This window comes from Motilimonas eburnea, from assembly GCF_021295345.1.
In the GTDB taxonomy this organism is placed as follows: Bacteria; Pseudomonadota; Gammaproteobacteria; order Enterobacterales; family CBDFNC01; genus Motilimonas; species Motilimonas eburnea.
Genome location: NZ_JAIMJB010000008.1, coordinates 45,249 through 62,277 on the forward strand (window position 1 = coordinate 45,249; position 17,029 = coordinate 62,277).

The 17,029-nt window shown below is 44.3% G+C and carries 12 protein-coding genes; 2 read left to right on the forward strand and 10 right to left on the reverse strand.

The genetic code is table 11. From position 1 onward, the window contains the following. Positions 1 to 66: 66 nt before the first annotated feature. The 4 genes from K6Y21_RS09580 to K6Y21_RS09595 all read right to left on the reverse strand — a co-directional run bounded on the left by K6Y21_RS09580 (position 67) and on the right by K6Y21_RS09595 (position 3,711). Positions 67 to 606 carry a hypothetical protein gene (locus tag K6Y21_RS09580; protein ID WP_233071617.1) on the reverse strand — a complete coding sequence of 180 codons (540 nt, stop codon included), beginning with the start codon at positions 604 to 606 and terminating at the stop codon, positions 67 to 69. 74 nt (positions 607 to 680) lie between these two features. Beyond that, on the reverse strand, positions 681 to 851 hold the full coding sequence (locus tag K6Y21_RS09585) for a hypothetical protein (protein WP_233071618.1): 171 nt from the start codon (positions 849 to 851) through the stop codon (positions 681 to 683). A gap of 193 nt (positions 852 to 1,044) precedes the next feature. After that, on the reverse strand, positions 1,045 to 1,593 hold the full coding sequence (locus K6Y21_RS09590; RefSeq protein ID WP_233071619.1) for a single-stranded DNA-binding protein: 549 nt from the start codon (positions 1,591 to 1,593) through the stop codon (positions 1,045 to 1,047). Positions 1,594 to 1,938: 345 nt separating this feature from the next. Beyond that, the gene (locus tag K6Y21_RS09595) at positions 1,939 to 3,711 is read right to left on the reverse strand and encodes an ATP-dependent helicase (protein ID WP_233071620.1); all 1,773 of its coding nucleotides are present in this window, start codon (positions 3,709 to 3,711) and stop codon (positions 1,939 to 1,941) included. Between the two features lie 231 nt (positions 3,712 to 3,942). Here K6Y21_RS09595 and K6Y21_RS09600 point away from each other — a divergent pair, with 231 nt between their 5' ends. Beyond that, positions 3,943 to 4,797, forward strand: coding sequence for a hypothetical protein (locus K6Y21_RS09600; protein ID WP_233071621.1), 855 nt, complete (start codon positions 3,943 to 3,945; stop codon positions 4,795 to 4,797). Positions 4,798 to 4,828: 31 nt separating this feature from the next. Here the strand turns inward: K6Y21_RS09600 and traN are convergent, their stop codons facing one another. The 6 genes from traN to K6Y21_RS09630 form a co-directional block, all read right to left on the reverse strand. Then, a complete protein-coding gene (gene traN, locus K6Y21_RS09605; protein WP_233071622.1) occupies positions 4,829 to 8,035 on the reverse strand; it encodes a conjugal transfer protein TraN in 3,207 nt (1,068 codons plus the stop codon). A gap of 17 nt (positions 8,036 to 8,052) precedes the next feature. Further along, on the reverse strand, positions 8,053 to 9,153 hold the full coding sequence (locus K6Y21_RS09610; RefSeq protein ID WP_233071623.1) for a TraU family protein: 1,101 nt from the start codon (positions 9,151 to 9,153) through the stop codon (positions 8,053 to 8,055). A gap of 1 nt (position 9,154) precedes the next feature. Beyond that, on the reverse strand, positions 9,155 to 9,301 hold the full coding sequence (locus tag K6Y21_RS09615) for a hypothetical protein (RefSeq protein WP_233071624.1): 147 nt from the start codon (positions 9,299 to 9,301) through the stop codon (positions 9,155 to 9,157). 6 nt (positions 9,302 to 9,307) lie between these two features. Beyond that, on the reverse strand, positions 9,308 to 10,561 hold the full coding sequence (locus K6Y21_RS09620) for a TrbC family F-type conjugative pilus assembly protein (RefSeq protein ID WP_233071625.1): 1,254 nt from the start codon (positions 10,559 to 10,561) through the stop codon (positions 9,308 to 9,310). Continuing rightward, on the reverse strand, positions 10,548 to 11,084 hold the full coding sequence (locus K6Y21_RS09625; RefSeq protein ID WP_233071626.1) for a S26 family signal peptidase: 537 nt from the start codon (positions 11,082 to 11,084) through the stop codon (positions 10,548 to 10,550). Before K6Y21_RS09625 ends, K6Y21_RS09620 begins: the two co-directional genes overlap by 14 nt. Positions 11,085 to 11,473: 389 nt before the next feature. Beyond that, a complete protein-coding gene (locus K6Y21_RS09630) occupies positions 11,474 to 15,568 on the reverse strand; it encodes a hypothetical protein (protein ID WP_233071627.1) in 4,095 nt (1,364 codons plus the stop codon). A 257-nt stretch (positions 15,569 to 15,825) separates the two neighbouring features. Between K6Y21_RS09630 and dnaN the strand changes: the two genes are divergently transcribed. Beyond that, positions 15,826 to 16,968, forward strand: coding sequence for a DNA polymerase III subunit beta (gene dnaN, locus K6Y21_RS09635; RefSeq protein ID WP_233071628.1), 1,143 nt, complete (start codon positions 15,826 to 15,828; stop codon positions 16,966 to 16,968). The last annotated feature ends 61 nt before the right edge of the window (positions 16,969 to 17,029 follow it).

The following is a 17,029-nucleotide window of genomic DNA, read 5'->3' on the forward strand; positions in this document are numbered from 1 at the left end:
GTCCTCCAGGACAATAAATGAGCGAATACACCCCCTAAAGGTGTGTTCGCCCTTCAGGGTTAAAAGTTATTTATTTATGTGTTCAGGCATCATATCTAACAAGGCGCTTTGAATTTGCCGTGCATAGTCGTGATACCCCATTTCTTCCAAAACTCTCACAAAGAACTTGGTTTCAATCCAGTCCGCTTCAGTTTGAAGCTCTCCAAGATTGCCCTTGCCTTTCGATCCAAAATTCATGATGTTATGTATTTTGTCGAACGTATGCTGAAGCATCCCTTGCCAAAGCAAGTCGATGTCTGCATCCGTCCACACGAAGTGGCAAGTTTTGTTCTCCAAATCAAAATCGGGATTGAGCATCACCATGTTCAGGTACTTGCTGTCACCGCTTTCAATTTTTTGAATAAGATCTTTGTCCAAGGCGTGCTCAATGCAGCGAGGATCATCCCAATGGGGTTGACGCTTCATCTGCATTTTGCGAAATGATGTTGTTTTCACCGTAGCACGCTTAGCGCGTGGCTTGCGCTGCTTGGGCACGTCATCAATGGCTTGAAACGTCCCTGAAAACATATCACCTTGCAGTTCACTTCTTTTTGTTGTTGCTTTCATGTGTCCTCCAAAAGCAAGGCACACGACTCCCAAGAGGGAATAATGCCCTCGCTGGGTTGTTGGTTTTGAAGTGATTACGCTAGGAAAATATTTTCTTTGGCTTCCGCTTTAGTGCGCTGTGAGGCGTACAAAAGCTTGATCCACTTAGCGTCCTGCCCAAGACTTTGAAGCTTCTTACGAAGCTTGTTAGCACGGCGCCCTTGGTACGCACCGGTGGCTTTACGGGCTTTTGATTGGATACTCATTTTGAGCCTCCTTTCTTTTTGCCTTGGGTCAATTGGGCATAGGTGTAGCCAATGCCGCATACGCTAAATAGTGCGCATAAAAACAAGATACACGCGTAGGTGTACTCTACAGTATGGAAGCTATACATAGCTCGTCCTCCAGTTATGGAGGGAGTCATCCCATGAGGGAGTCATCCCTCTTAGGGTTGGTTTATTATTGGTTGTAGAAGCCGCCGTTGCCTTGAGGCTGTTGCGGTTGCCCCCAAGCTTGGTTTTGCTGATTGACTTGAGCCGGCTTTGGAGCAGTCGCATCTTGCTGACCTCCCCATTGCTGGGTTGGTTGCGCTGGCGCTTGATTCTGGGCTTGATAAGGACGCGTTTGCATCCCTATAAGCCCCTGCTGCTTAAGCATCTCTTTGACCGACTTCGGTAAGTGTAAGTCGATATGACTGACACGAACTTTGGTGGCTTCTCGATTTTTCTGAGTTTGGTTATCTTGAAATTCTTCAGTGATTAACTCGCCTGAGACAATAAGATAATCCCCAACTTCAAGAGCCATCGTAAGGTTTTTCAATGCGAAGCTATCAACTTTAAGGTTAACAAAAGTGGTCTTTTCAACCCGCTCTTGACTGCCTTTTTTGGTGAAGCTTGCATCGTGCGCGAGGCGCACTGTTCCATACGGGCCGTTGTTTCCTTGGTTGAGGTTTACAACTACAACATTCCCGTCGATGGTGGTTTTGTTGATACGATTAAACATTTTCATAGCTAGCTCCTTGTCCTCCAGAGAGGTTGAATTCCCACGGAAAACGAGCATAACTATTCCCTGTGTGGGAGTGTGTATGCTCCCGCGAGGGTGGTGGTGTTGAAGTATGTGTTACGTTAAAGTGCGATGCACCGTCAGTACCCTTGTACCCGCTAAAAGATTAACCTGTCTTAGCTAACAAGCCTTTTGCTATGAGTCATTCGCCGAGAAGCGAGTAAAACCTAACAACAGGATTAAAACTGGTGATTGCTGCTTTTAAAGCAACCGTCCTTTGATTTTAATTTAACAATTTTACTCTTGCACAATATCTGTGGGTAATTGTGAGCTTTTAGACGTTTTTCTTTATTAAGCGGCCTCATCACCTTGTGGCTCTGCCTCTTTTGCGACTAGCTGCTTAATATGGTTCTCGCAAGTCTCCTCTATATGGGTAATAAAGATGCTTTGGTCGTAAACATAGCTGATGCAAAGCTCGACTTTTGCCCTAGTCATAGCAACGTAAAATAAGCGCCGCTCCTCCTCGACGCCATGCTCCTCTAAAGCGCGTTTGTTGGGAACTTTGCCATGGTTAACGTCGAGTATCCAAACGCGTTCCCACTCTAATCCCTTACTGCCGTGCATGGTTGCTAAGGTAATGGTATTTTGCCCCGCCTCGGCTGTATTGGCATTGCTTGTAAACAATCTCTCTGTGATTTTCTTGGTTCGACTAAATAGTGACCCCTTCATACCCAATAGGATTTGGATAACACTATCCGATACGCCTGCCACAGCACAGTCCATCTTGGCCATAAACACCGCTAACTCCGTTAACTTTGTTTTTATCACGGCGTCATTACCCGAGTCTAACGTCCAATCGACGAACTTTTGTTGGATCTTGTGTGTGCGGCTCCCCCAAGGAAACTCAGGTGACTCGATGACCCCGCAAATGCCACCAGAGCTTCTTGCTTGGCTGCAAATATCATGGATAACATCTTCACATTCTTCGTTTAAACCCAAGATCTCGTGTAAAAAGCGAACGTCTCCTGGATTGGTTAACGAGTAGAGAAATTTCATTAAAAGTTCAGCCGTAGGGTGGTCCCAAATACTCTTACCACCGAGCCGATTAGCTCTCACGCCAAACTTAGAAAGTTCTTTTTCTATTTCGTCTAGGCTCTGATTAGTTCTTGCTAATATTGCCCATTCGCTGGTGTTGCTAAGCGTTTGGTTTAATACTGCATCTGTTTGTGCTTGTGCAGTTTTGCATTTAATGATCTTAACCTCTCCGCTTTCTTTCACATTGGATACCATGGTCTTAGGTATCCTTTGGATGTTTTGCCGAATGAACTTTTCAGCGACATATAAGATCACCGGCGCACAGCGAAAACAGTCGATCAACTGATGCCCCATCGCTTGAAACTCTCTTTGAAAGTCCACCAGCACTTTATAACCACTTGAGCCTCTAAAGCCATAAATAGACTGATCATCATCCCCCACACACGAAAGTTTTGTTCCGTTATGCCCAAGGCTACACAACCAGTCATATTGGACATCATCGCAATCCTGAAACTCGTCCACAATCGCATGAGTAAAGTTCATCGGGCTTATTTGCTCTTGATCGAGGCCAATGCAAACACGTCTTGCGATGATATTAAAATCAACGTAGTTATACCTTGTCATTAGCTCGACATAACATTTATATAATTCAATGGCGCCAGCGCTCTCACCCGAGGTATCAAACATCCTTCCCAGACGCTCTACTATCTGTTTTGCCTCGTTGTCATCCATCTTGCTATTGACTCTATTTTTCGCTCTTAAGACAAAATTTGCTTGGACGTTGCCAATGGCAAGCTGAAATCCTTGGTTGTACTGCTTGTATTGCTCCAGAAACAAAGAATGGAAGGTCTCAACCTTAACACGGCCGGCATCTTTCGAGCCTAGCGCCTTATAGAGTCGGTGCTGCATTTCGTTTGTCGCAGCACGAGTAAATGTCACCATTAACACTGTATTGTCAGGGTTTAACGCCAAGATGTGCTTACATGCACCTATCGCCGAGTGTGATTTTCCCGACCCAGGAAGCGCAACCACAAGATTGTGTCCATCTGAATGGTTGATGAAATGGGATTGACTTGAAGTGTACGACATGGCTTCTCTCTGTATAAATTCCTGTTGTCACGCTAACACAGTGTTCGTCCCGATAGTTTCATTTCAGAGGTGTTTTAGATTGTTCTAATGATTTAGTTTGAGTTGCGTAGCAGAAAGAGCACATTGTTTTTGCAATGACTTTCTATTTATATTTTTATTATCGTCAGTAGCGGCTAGGTATGGTCATGATTTAATAGCCCTGTACTTTGAATCCCCCAAGGAATACTGACAATGAAAAAACTACTTATGTTAGCCTCTGCCGCGCTGTTAGCGGCATGTAACACCACTGGCGAAAACACTTACTACGCTAACGATGGTTATGAATTTTCGCCTGATCCAACCAAAAGCCTCGCCCTTAACGTGATGCAAGCAGGCGGCACGACTCGCCTACTTAAAGACGCTGATATTCCAGCCGAAGCATGGGATGACGTCAGCACAGCCCAATATGCCACAGGTTTTACCATACAATTTCTTCAAAACGGTATTCTGGGCGGTATAAGTAGTTTGATAATTGATAGCAATATAGATGATGCCGCGCCCCTTGATTGGCCTAACTATGTTGCTTGGATACCCGTTTCATCCTCAGGGTTTTCTGCATCCTTGCAAAAGGAGGCGTTCAATAAAAACATAGCGAACATCGAATCATCTCTCAGAAATCATGGCGCAGTTATAACTGTTTCTGAGCAAAGAAGTAGCTTTTACAGTATTGAGTACCAAGGGACTCTTTGTGATAAAGCAACATCCATTGTCCTAAAAGCAAACCCTAGTTTAAAGAGCAAAATTGATTCAGGCCGAGTAAAACCATGCATTATGAATTTATACCCTGAAGTAATTAGACCTGCTAAAAAATCTATATCGTCAGATAATAAGGGGGATTACATTGTTGTTAGAACAAAATTCGTTTCTGTTTTCGAGTTTGGTGTAATTAATGTTATCCCAGAAGGGTACTTTGTCTATGTACCACCAAGATGGGGGACTCCGAGTTTAATGTTTAATACTGGCTACCCATCTGTTAGAGATAATGACAATATCTACTTATTTATCGAGCCCAACAACGGCAATCAAGCGAAGCTATCTAAGCTGTAAGAACCAGTAGTGTCCTACTTATGTAGTAATCTTAGTTCCAGTCACATGCTGATGGCCTAGGAACTTGAGAGCAGTCAAGGTTCTCTATTTTGATATGCTCTCTTGCTTCTATGGCCCTGTTTTGTAAATCATTGCCATCTAGTCGGTTTTCCATTCTGTCAGATATATTTTCTCTTGTATCGTTATTTAAATACCTACCGCTTCCGGTAAGTGCATCTTGAGTAAAATCCTCTCCAACCGAAGGCATAAAGTCTCCTTGTTGCATTAAGGCAACCCACTCGCTTAGATCAATTTGCGACCAATCAAGCTGGCTAATCTCCGTGGGGGTTAATCCCTCACACCCGGGCTTAAAACCTACCTGTTCATAAGCTTGCTTCATTATGATTCGTGATAAAATACTGTCATAACAACAATAATCTCGTCTATCTTTTACACATATTCCTAGTATTTTTTTACCACAATATACCCCGCTTGTTTTGAAGCATTGCTTCAATGTAATACGCATGCCCATGTCTTTTTCGTCATCATCACAAGCCGTCAGTAAGTTTAATGCTAGTTTTACAAATTGATATGCCGCATAAACCATCATTACAGCACTGACAATCGAAGCCACAGTTTGCATTCCTGATGAGAGGGCAACATCCGCACCAATACCAGTAGGTTCGAAAAACACCCCTCCCAAATCCGGCCCCATAATCTCATAAGCATAGTTCATAGCTTCTTGCTTCAGAGTATCCAATCCAAAACTTGTCGCAACATCTGCTCCACCTTGGGCAACTGAAGTGCTTCCCGTTGTTGCCAGTGTACCCCCTGATGTTGTCGCGGCATTACCAGCCAACATATCCGCAGCTCCCGCGAAGGAATCGGTTACTGATGACCAAGCGTTTGACATCATTTCACCCGCAGAAGATATGCCATCCGCGATAGGGGTGTGAATATTTGACCATGCACCTTGGACAACCTCTGGTACAGCTTCTGCAGTAGCAAGCCACTCGCTAGATTGATACAAAGTGTGGCCAGCACTCAAGTAATCCATAAAATTGATACCATCAGGAGCGATGCAACAATTCGCTCCAAAATCGGATTTTTTTGATTCGCTTATCCATGATGCCCAAGAGCAATACTTAGGTTCACCATTGAAAACTCGACATGTCGATGGATCGTTTGGATCTTCACACTCCGCATCGCCATTCATGTTATTTGCAACTTGTAACATAGCTGCAGCCCTATCAAAGTCGTTATTCACCTCATTACCGAAGTTAAAACAATCCCCACCAGAGCAATTCAGTAACCCCGCACAAGTATTTGTCGTAGTTGATACATTGCGTGTATAACTCACCCCAACATCACAGGAATACTCCACGGTTTTCATGTAACACTCATTGGTGCCATCATCAAACCAACCTTCTGTGCACGTCTCTGACTTTTTGTAGCATGCTGGATTAGTTTTGATATCCATGCAATTGTCAGGCATGGTTCGGATATCATTATAATTTAATGATTTAACAGTCCCATCATCAAGCGTCACAGTGAGAGGTTGATTTTTCAATGGATCACAAAAGTACCCTTTAAGATTTGCTTTCCACGTAAGGTTTCCTGTATCGCCAGGGTACAGCGGCCTTCCAATATTGAGAATGGATTGATGTAAACCATGCGTTCCAACCTCTATAGCTTCTATTGACTCGTAACTGCAAATACCATTTGATGCAATCACTTTGTCATAGCAGAGTTCAGGTGTTTGAATATGTTCATCATTGAAAAAATCTCCACTAAAGTGAATTTCAATCTCCACCTTTGCTTCACCGCTTCCCCCGATAAAAGAAGGAGTTCCCGCTTCGTCATATTCCAACCCTCCAATACCGCCATATGAAACCGATTGGCTAAATTGTATTATGCGATCAGCCTTTGTACTAAGCTCATCATTCATTGCTGCTGTGATATCTACATCTCTCACACCAGCTTGAGGTAAATCCCAAATACCCAAGGTTTCACACTCAGATGTTGGTAGTGAACTCCCTGAAGAGTCACCATTAAACGTCATAATTGGGCTGTTACCCAATTTAACTTGAGTGTTATCATCCCAACGTGCTGATTTTATGACGGCACTAGTTATCGATATTTCTTCATCGAATTTTAATCGCACTGCATTTGTTCTTTGTTTACATTGAGCGGGCAACTGTCCAGGACAAACAGTTAGCAAACTATCTTTACCTCCTAGTTTGCATAGCTGTAGCTCTCCAGTGTAGCCACTATTATCTTCTCTTTGCTCTATTGTAAGTTTTACACAGTTGGGCCCACACATTTCAACTTCACCTGTACCACCTATTAAATAGATTGGTACATGAAGATCTCTTGATAACTCACAGCTAACAGGATTATCCCGCTTTGGTTGCTTACACGTGGTATCTTGCCAATCCGGTACATGAACCGTTTGTTGTCTCGTCGTTGTCACGTTCTGACAATCCATGAACCACTCACCTTGTCCCTCAGCCGCTCTTTTTATTTCATTGGCGCCATTAGTGAAAACTGGATCAAATGGTGAAATATCTCGCTTCGGGTTGGAGGAGTATGAATTCATTAATGTTTGATAGGCTTTGGCATCTTGGGTATTACCCGTCTCCAGCCTAGAGCGCGTTTGTTTTCCGCTATTAATAAAAGCATTGTTATCACCATAGGTACTTGGCGCATCAAAGGTTATTTCTGGTGAATCCGCATCTTCACCCAAGAATTCTCGTTGCTCAATGTTAGCCCCATCACTGCCTTGGTCTGACCGAGCTTGGATTTCAACCTTACCTTCGCTGTTAGTCTGGATGTCGGTTTTACCTTTAGTTTTGTATGAGGATTCAATCCTTCCTTGTCCGTCCATGACAGGTGCAGCCACTTGGCTACTGATGGCTCTTGCATTTTTGGCACTTTTATCAAGGGTTTCACCGGTGATCGGTGAGTTATATCTGGAGTAATCCGTAGGTGGTACCGGGCTTCTGTTGATGGATTTTTGAATTAAATAACCTTCAAGATTCGATCTGTCTTCGTCGAGCTGAGCTAGCTGCAGGCGATTTGAATCGAAGTCATAATCGTCATAGATAGAGTTAATAAAAGTCTGGTCTGCGAAAGCAATCGAGATAGGTGAAGGCGCGATAATACCTAACAGCACGCCGAGATACGCAATGTGGAATAATTGCATTCCCCATGTAACGAAGATTGCGAATACCGTGGTCAGTTTAAATGTATTATTCATCACCTTCACCTTTTGAATCACCAAAGCACGCAGCAATCAGTCCAACGCCAAATCATGTAAACGAAATCTTCTTTACCGGGTCTGTGCCGGCCACCAGCGGGGGTCGCCCATTTGTGCACCGATTCACCCAACGGGTGACAACATTTGTCACTGGGGTCAAGTGCCGATGGCGGGATCAAGTTACCATCACCATCAGTTTCACCTTGCTCATTGGGCGTCAGGATATTGGTCGAAGCTTCTGGCACGGGATATAACATAGACAGCTTATATTGAGATCGCGGGATCATAGGATGGAATGAAGCTTCACACATTTGATTATTGCCCATGGTCTTGTACGCCAAACCGCGTCGGTGCAGTGAGGCTAACACGCGTTGTGTGATTAAACTTGAGCCTCGGACATGATCAACGTTGGCTGTATAATTACCTGTTAGCGGATACAATGTGCCGTCACAACCAGCGCAACCAAACGTATTCTCACTCACATTACCCGCAGTCACAGCGGCGCAATCCCCGGCACACCATAATTGCGCTAACGGATTAGCAAAAATAATGGCCTCTGGTGCTAACATCAAAGCCAGCATATCGTCATGGTAAGTTGGATCGAGCTCTGATAGATAAAGTAAATCCATGTCGACAAAGGGATCTTTATTGCACTCTGGAATAATAAAAAGCTCAAGCATGTAGGTAAGTGGATAAGCCCAATAGTGGTACTCATAAAATGATTTTTCTGACGAATCATGCTCTGTTGAGTCTCGGCTTTGGCCGAGATTGTAGTTCTCTTGCAGCGTTCTCCCCCCCAGAACAGGGCTGCACCAGGGTTGCTTAATGACCTCTTGCAATCGAACAGGCAGATTAATCCCTAAGGGATATCCAATCTGTGGAACACCTGCAGAATCCGGGCAATCGCAAATTCCCGTAGTCGTCGCAGCGCCATCAGGCTTATCTCCAAAACCAAAAAAGTTAATGGGCAACAAACAAGACCAACAAACTTGAGTGATGAGATTGGTTGAAAACAGGCCAGCATCTTTACAGATCTGGCTAGCGTTCCCTAACGTGTCGTTAGCTTTAGCCGTAAAATAGGGAAAGGTTAAGATAAATAAAAAAAGAAGTCTTAACATTTTATTTCCCCACGCCAACAAGGAGTTCCTTGAACCAATTGATGACTGTTTCGATGTAGGGCATTGCTTGGCCTGCCAAGTCAGGATTAGTGCTTGCTATGTAAATGCCTGCCGCGGTGAACACAATTGCGTAAAATACAATCTTCATTTGCTTTTATCCTTCTTTGTTGGCCAATGTTTCTGGCAGGGCATGTTGAGTAACAGTGAAGTATTTCCCAGTGGCTTCTATTTCGGTTGGTGTCCCTTTGAGTGCGAATTTGCGAATGATTTCAGGCTGGCTTAGGTACACATTTCGTTTAAATCTGGCGCGCAGTGACTCAAGCTGCTTCCAACCATTGTTGGTGTCTATTTCAGTCGCTAATAGCATGAGCTTTGAATAGATTCCTTGGTGGCTGAGCAGGCTATCAACCCAAGCTAACTCGCTTTCGTTGCTTGGGTTAAACACCACCAAATGAATCTGTGTATGCGCCTTTTCTAATGGGTTAATTATCTCGCCGGCCATGCCAATTAACTCACCTTTGCGATTAAACACATCCTTTTGGATTTTGACCGTTGGATCGATATACCACGTTGCCGATTCCTGAGCCCGAGGCAGTTTTGTAAACGTCTGTTTGGACCAAAAATTTTCATAAGCGGCGCGCTTCTTTTGCTCCCAGTCTATCGCTAGCATGCGCTTTTGCATGTCTTCGACAAAATCCATTTCATCAATATCATGGACATCACCAAATACCCCTAAATCGGTTTCGCTGCTTGTTTCAAGCTGTTCAATGAACCAATCTGGATTCATTACTCCGGCTACTTTGTAAATCTTTCCAGCCTTTTCATAGGTCATCGCTGGAACACCTGTGATCCCATATTTTCTAAAGTTATTTGGATCAAGCTGGAACAAAGGGGCTGGGTCTAACTCCATTTCATTTGTTAGCTTGGCAACGTACTGAAAAGTGTTGAGTATGTTTTTGGTCCCTTTCAGTAAGCCTCTAACTTGAATAGGGATGCGCTTTTGTGACGATACTCTAAGCGCTTCTTTTACGATGGACTCAGGCATTCCAAATGAGATGTAAATCTTCATTCCTGGGTAATCTGTAGGTATGTCCTCAAGTTCACGCTGCTGATTTGGTTGCTCAATTGCTTTGGCGAATTGGTCAGCTCCTTCAACCCAGCCAGATAGATGATTTGTCGTTCCAGAAATCAACTGACGCCGCGCTTCTTCGGCTATTTCCTTCGCTATCTCTTGCTCTTTGGTAAGATCCGCTCCTGATACATTAGTGTTAATGCCTTCAAGCCAACCAGCTTCCTTTGAGCGGGCAATCGCAGCATCAATGGTCTCGGAAATGCCAGTCTCTTGGGCTGAAACATTAAGCACACAGGCTAAGCCACCAGCTAAGATGACGCGGTTAAAAAAAGGCATATGCCCTCCCCTGAATATTGGATACGGGTACCGTGCCCCAAAATCGACTGTCATAACTCCTTGGCAAATCACCTAACATCAATAGCTCACCTTCTGGAACCACCCCATGGCGAACAATCGAATCAAGGTCTCTTCCTATACTGGCTGCTATCGGTTTGACAGAGCTGTAAAAGAAACGAGTCTCTCCAGTTCGGCTTGTAGTGACTGTGATATCTGGTGTGATGTCGTATTGCTCTCCAGCGACAGCAGCAACTTTTTTAATGAAGCGCTGGCCCTGCTTGAAAAACCGGTCACCCTCTATAGGGAAAGCAAAAGCAAGAATATCGCCTTGCTCATAATGCTTATCCCAAGTGTCGATAACCCAGACCTTTCCTTCCAAGCATCCTTCGCCTTTTTGCATGGGTAGCGAAACCTCATATCGCCACATGAAAAGCCCTACAAAGGTATAAATAGTGCACGCGATCAACCCACCAATCATGATGCGGCGTTTCATGGGATTGAAATGAGGATTGCCTTGCGACATGTCTTTTACTCTATGTTTTCGTCATTAATACCTATTTTTTCACATTGCTTTTAACCACTTTTGCATTACCAGCGCTAATTTGGGCCGTCTAATGTTTTTGGATCCGATTCCAGGAGCTATTGGTGGAAAACCATGAGCATATAGACATTTATTAATACTTATGTTGCAGTTCTTCGCGCAGCTGGTAGAGTTGTATATAGAAATTGCGTCCTCCAGACACGTTTCTAAGGAGGGTGGTTCCTCCTACAGGCGGCTGGTTACCGCCGCAAGAAAAGCGAGCTTAGGCTCGCTTTTCTTGTTTGTTCTGGTTTTATCAAGAGTTTCTTGGACTTTGTTATTAGACAAAAAAATAGGAGCCCTGTGGCTCCTATTTTCCTTAACCTTGTCAGCTACATCTGCACAGATGCTGCAGCTTCTGCAAATGCTCCAGAGTCGTCATAACCTTTAAGAGATACGGATATTAGTTCCTTATCTGCTTTAAGAAAGCTGATTTTACTACCGGTTACTTCCCTATCGCCATTGATAAGCCAGCGATAACCAACCATGGCACCATCTTCATCTGAACACCTGGCAACAAAGTATACGGAGCTAATTGTCTCACCCGTTTCCACCTCGCAAATTGGTGGAATGTTTTCGGCCACGTTATAAGTGATCGGTAGCTCTCCCATTTGGCCAAATGCGGTTTTAATCACTAATTTTCCGCTATTTGCCCCCGCCTTCATGTCCTTAAATTCACCTATGCGGCTTTCACCAACCTTATCTCCATTTAAAAACCACTCATAGGACACGATTTGGTCTTGGGGATGACCCAATTTCACCCTTGGGCTCATAATGGATGTCACAGGTTCACGTAACCGTTTTGGCGAAAGATAATCAGCCACCTCGATATTCATCGGTTCGGGATCAAGCAGTTCAACAAATTCTTTTACGATCACATCATTGCCACGGTTGTCTGACACTCGCACTCTGATTTCATGAAGTCCCGCATCGTTAACTTTAACTACGCTGTAGCGGCCATTATCGCTGATCAGTGTCATACCAGAATTAAGCTCAACGTTGGTTTTAATTTCAACATCTGGCGCTTCGACTCTGCCCATTTCGATCTGGACTTTCACTTCTGCAGGTACCACTCTGGTTTTCGGCGTTAGCTTAATGGCAATATCCGGTAACTCGTAACGATAGGTCTTGATGTCCACTGTCTTAGAGAACATAGTTTCATCTTTTCGACCTTCAATCCAAGTCTGGTACGTGAAATGCCCCATATCATCAACAATGTCATCCTCGGACATGGTGATAGCCAATTCCGAACCTTCGACTATTTCACCGTTTGCACGGATCCATTGTGCTTTTGTAGGTCGTGTCACACCGTAATAAGGCAGTCTTGGCTCAGCTTCAAGTTTTATTGGCTGACCCACTTCTACGCTGCGGGGCAATTTAAGCTTGGCTTTCATGGGTAGAATTTCCATTACCTTCACTGACTGGTAGGTTTCACCCCAAGCTCGGGTTTCAATTTGGTCCGCGTGGTTGTATCTCATGCGAGCGCTTACATAGCGAATGCCCTCCGTCGCTTCAAACGAAAATTCTTCTTCGCCAGGAACCCACGTTTTCCCCTTGTCAGTGCTCCACTCAATGTCACCTTCAGCCACATTAGCCTCTTTACCCATATTCAGTAATTTGAAGGTAAAGGTTTCACCAGTAATTTTCATTCGTTCGCCTTCCAGCTTTAACTCTGGTCGTTCAAACGCAATCAATTGAAGCGGTTCTGTGACATTAGTTGCACCTGTGAAGTCATTGTGGATCACTGCTCTAATGAAGAATTCACCCGGCTCTAGTTGCTCATGGTTAATGCCTTCCTGATTTTTATACTCCGGCATTTCATTCCAGCTTTGGTTGTCTGTACTGATCTCCCAGCGAATGTCACCTAAGGATCTATCGTCTAATTTTGTGTCAGGCTTATATCGCACGCGCACCGACATTGGGACGGTATCGATTATTTTGCTTGCTACCAAGCCACCTTCAAGTTTTTCGCCTTTGTAGACCCGAACATAAGTTGATTTACTAACAATTTTCCGTGTGTAGCCTTCCACTTCTGAAATCAGCTCACCTACAGCTAAGATTTGACCGCCGTACTCACCAATCTTATCACTGGCCAACTTGAACGATGCCTTACCGTCGGCACTTAATTCAACGGGATCAGTAATGGGTACTGACTCACGGTAATTAATTTTGTTCTCAAGGTGTACTTTCCACTTGCCTAGCACCTCTGGATCATAGATATCAGAACGTGTGGCGCGGTCATATTGTCCAATACCGACATTAAACGTGGTTTCGCGTGTTGTTAGCGCGACATCATCTACCACTGACATCCCAATACGCACCCGCTTAGGCGGGACATAGACGCCGCGTATTGTTTTGGTTGTGGCCAACTCTGGCGCTTTGTTGTATTTCGCCGTTAAATCAAAATCCACTTCTTGCCAAAGCTTGCCTTCCTTATTTTTGACAGGCACTGAAGCTTGCTGCTCTAAGCCACTGCGAGGACGCTGGCGAATACGGGTGTACTTGATTTGCTCACCTGACTGGTCAATGGTGAAGTCCACATCGGCTGGCGCGCTTTTTACTAGCGTCTTAGTGAAATAGCCGCCATCTTGCTCTAGCACATACAGGCCACTATCTAGGCGTTTCTCAAAACGGTCAGCAATCGTATCAATGCTTGGCGCAGGCGGCTCCTTAACATCAATCGACATTAAGTTGCTGGGTACTACTTTAGACGCTCCTTTATGGTTGTGCATAGTGACTTCATAACCGAAATCGTTTGCACCCGTGGTTGAAAAGATACCTGACACTAGGTAATTCCTGCCTATGGGTGTTGCTACAAACCCTTGAGGAAGCATCGGCCATGAGATCGAACAGGTATGCAAATTAGGCCGCGCTGACGCTTTTGCTATCCGCTCTGTTGGCATGAAGGCACACTTTTCTCCTTCATTTTCAAGACGCATGTTGACCGTTTGGATCGTGGCAAACGCCACCTCAGGCACATTACTTATTGTGAAATTAAGCGGCATGTAATCAAAGCTAAAGCTCTTGTTGTACTCGATACCGTAACCGTCAACCGCCGTTATATCTAATTGATGTGTCGAATAAGGCTCGAATCCTTCACCAATAAATTCTTTCGTGGTAAATGAAAGCGGCGCGTTTGGCGTTGATAACGGTAAGTCTTCACCATTTAGTTTCGCACTCACTACTTTGGCGTCACCTGCTAGACCATTGAACGCAGCCAACACAAGACTGTCCTCGAAAAAGACTTTGCCTGTGCCGGTTGATGGCATGGATGTGTACTCATAAAATAAACCGATATCCGTTTCCGCCCGATTTGAACGAACATCATTAAAGATCTTGGTCGAGGTATTGTTGTACTTGTCCGATGCCTTTACAGTCGCATCAAACTTACCATGCTCCAGCGAGCTTACATCCACATCATAAACATAGTAGTTACCCATCTGAGTTGGCTCACCGTTGGAAACCAATGAGAACTGCTTTGAGCTTGGTCGCATTGTAGCCCGCATGAGTGTTTTGCCATCTAGCTCTAAACCATCAAAGCTTAGCCCCTCAATTGGCGCATAGTTTAGCTCTATCTGCTTAGGTAACCACCAATCCCCGCCTTTTTGGTCATGGCTACTTGTGACAGCAATCTTCGCTATGTTGTTTACGATTTCGACATCCTGGCCATTGATGCTAATACTGCGCTTTAAATCATAACCATCCGGGCTGACATTATGTGCAAACAGCTCGATTGAGGGAGGGGTGAAGTCCCACTTTGACACAAAATCATAAATGCTGTTTTCCGCAAAAAACATATTTAATGAATTTGCTTTGATCTCGTAACTTAATGAGCCTTTAAGTTCTGTCTTGTTATGATATTCGCCGCTCATGTCAATCTGACACTTCGTAGATCCTTCAAGAACATCACAATCGCCAATATTGTCGATCATTATTTTTTGATCAAATGCTCTTGGCTCAACATTGACTGTGAACTGGTCTAGGCCATTTCGGTCATTTATTTCTAACTGGTTGGGATCATAGGTCACGCCTCCGCCATTGGCTGTGACCCCTAATAATTTAGGCGCTGTTGGCGCTTGTACTTGAAAGCCGTCCATGACTTCGGTGATCACGATAGGTTTTTTGTTCGTGCCACTGAAAAACGTCACCTTATAACCTACGCTATTCAAACCTGTATCACGAGGAATACCTTGTATAGAGAGGTTTTTAATGTCTGAAAGTCCTGCTGGGATATTCGTGAATTCAAATAGGCAACGCTTTTCTGCTTCAGAGCCATCACCAGTAACCCATGCGCTGTCACTAGACACTTTACAAAATCCGTTGTCATTCTGCGACAAAGAGACCGTTCTAACCTTAACACCTTGCAAAATTGGACTTGCTTGGCTGTCTATCTTAATTTTTGGCAAATGGGCATTCACCTCTCCCATAAGATAAAGCGCTTTTGCGCTCGCTGTGGATGAGAGACATCCTGCAAACAACCCAAGAATTGCTATTCGCATTGTGTTTTTCACGTTGAACCTCAATTGTCTAATAGGGACATTGATTAATTTTATCGTTTAGAACACACGCTCAATTTCATTGGCAAGCCCAATTTTGCACAACTAACGAACAATAGGCCGTCTATTTGGTAGCGGGCTCATTGATTGGTGGCATTGTGTCCCTAACCACTCTGGAGGGATGTAAGATGAAATTTAAAGTAGATGCGATGATCGCCAAGCAATTGGTGCGAGTAAACACGATAATCCAAGGTAAAATGGCGAACGCCATCCTAGAAAACATCCATATTATCGCTGACACTAACGGGCTGTTGTTTACCGCAAGCAACGGTAGCCAGCACGTTTCTGTTGATTGCGCGTTCAATGAAGTGGAAGTTATCGAAGAAGGGCAAATCATTGTCGATAGCAAGCGCCTCGTTAGTGTGATAAACGCCCTTAATGATTCAAAAGCGGCCACGTTCACAGTGCAAGGTGAAGCTGATAAGCAAAAATTGATTGTCCAATCTGGCCGCAGCCGTAGTCAAATCCAGTGTAGTGATGGTCACGTTTTTCCGCTTGTTAACGTGGTTTTTTCTTCTGAGCAGGTCAATTTGTCCGTGCCTTTTAGGACATTCATTGGAATGTACCACGATGTTGCGCCATTTGCGGCGGTGAACGATGTGCGTACTGCGTTGAACCATTATAACTTGACAACCAATATCGCTACTGGCCAGCTTCGCCTGTGCGCAACCAACGGCCATTGTGTTTCAGTTAGCTACACCCCTTTAGATTTATCTGGATTACAGGCTGATGTGAACTTGGTTGTCCCTCGTGCTTGCTTTTCTGCACTTGGCGCTAAGTGCTTCGATGAAAAAAGCGTAGTGAATTTGCAATTTGATGAACGCTGGTTCCAGCTTAAATGTGGCAACACCACCTTTTCCAGTGTGAGCGTTGATCAGTCCTTCCCTGATGTTGATCGCGTTATCCCGCGAATGGCTAACGCGGAAATAGTTGTCAATATTGATGAATTCCTAGAAGCCGTTCAGCGTGTCTCTATTATTAACAACAAAGTTAATCCCTCGGTAACGTGTCTGGCTGAAAATGGCGAATTACGCATTATAAGCAACAACCGTTCTACAGGTGAATCTTGTGAAGATGCCGTGTCATACCAGATGTCAAGGTGTGACTCACCCACTTGCGAGTTCTCGGTGATGCCTCAATACCTGATTAATGCACTTAACTCAGCGCATGGTGATACCGCGATTGTCAAATGTGGGCAGCCAAATTTACCTATTTCTATCTGCACCTCACAATCAAATAATGTATGTGTGATAGCTCCCTGTCGCGCTTAATTTTTCGGTAGCGGCTCTGTAAACCAGTGATTAAATAAACCTCGTAAACAAAACGTCTGGA

Excerpts from the sequence above, each read along its gene's own strand:
- K6Y21_RS09580 (WP_233071617.1), bottom strand. The coding sequence starts at position 606 with ATGAAAGCAACAACAAAAAGAAGTGAACTGCAAGGTGATATGTTTTCA.
- K6Y21_RS09585 (WP_233071618.1), bottom strand. The coding sequence starts at position 851 with ATGAGTATCCAATCAAAAGCCCGTAAAGCCACCGGTGCGTACCAAGGG.
- K6Y21_RS09590 (WP_233071619.1), bottom strand. The coding sequence starts at position 1,593 with ATGAAAATGTTTAATCGTATCAACAAAACCACCATCGACGGGAATGTT.
- K6Y21_RS09595 (WP_233071620.1), bottom strand. The coding sequence starts at position 3,711 with ATGTCGTACACTTCAAGTCAATCCCATTTCATCAACCATTCAGATGGA.
- K6Y21_RS09600 (WP_233071621.1), top strand. The coding sequence starts at position 3,943 with ATGAAAAAACTACTTATGTTAGCCTCTGCCGCGCTGTTAGCGGCATGT.
- traN (WP_233071622.1), bottom strand. The coding sequence starts at position 8,035 with ATGAATAATACATTTAAACTGACCACGGTATTCGCAATCTTCGTTACA.
- K6Y21_RS09610 (WP_233071623.1), bottom strand. The coding sequence starts at position 9,153 with ATGTTAAGACTTCTTTTTTTATTTATCTTAACCTTTCCCTATTTTACG.
- K6Y21_RS09615 (WP_233071624.1), bottom strand. The coding sequence starts at position 9,301 with ATGAAGATTGTATTTTACGCAATTGTGTTCACCGCGGCAGGCATTTAC.
- K6Y21_RS09620 (WP_233071625.1), bottom strand. The coding sequence starts at position 10,561 with ATGCCTTTTTTTAACCGCGTCATCTTAGCTGGTGGCTTAGCCTGTGTG.
- K6Y21_RS09625 (WP_233071626.1), bottom strand. The coding sequence starts at position 11,084 with ATGTCGCAAGGCAATCCTCATTTCAATCCCATGAAACGCCGCATCATG.
- K6Y21_RS09630 (WP_233071627.1), bottom strand. The coding sequence starts at position 15,568 with ATGGGAGAGGTGAATGCCCATTTGCCAAAAATTAAGATAGACAGCCAA.
- dnaN (WP_233071628.1), top strand. The coding sequence starts at position 15,826 with ATGAAATTTAAAGTAGATGCGATGATCGCCAAGCAATTGGTGCGAGTA.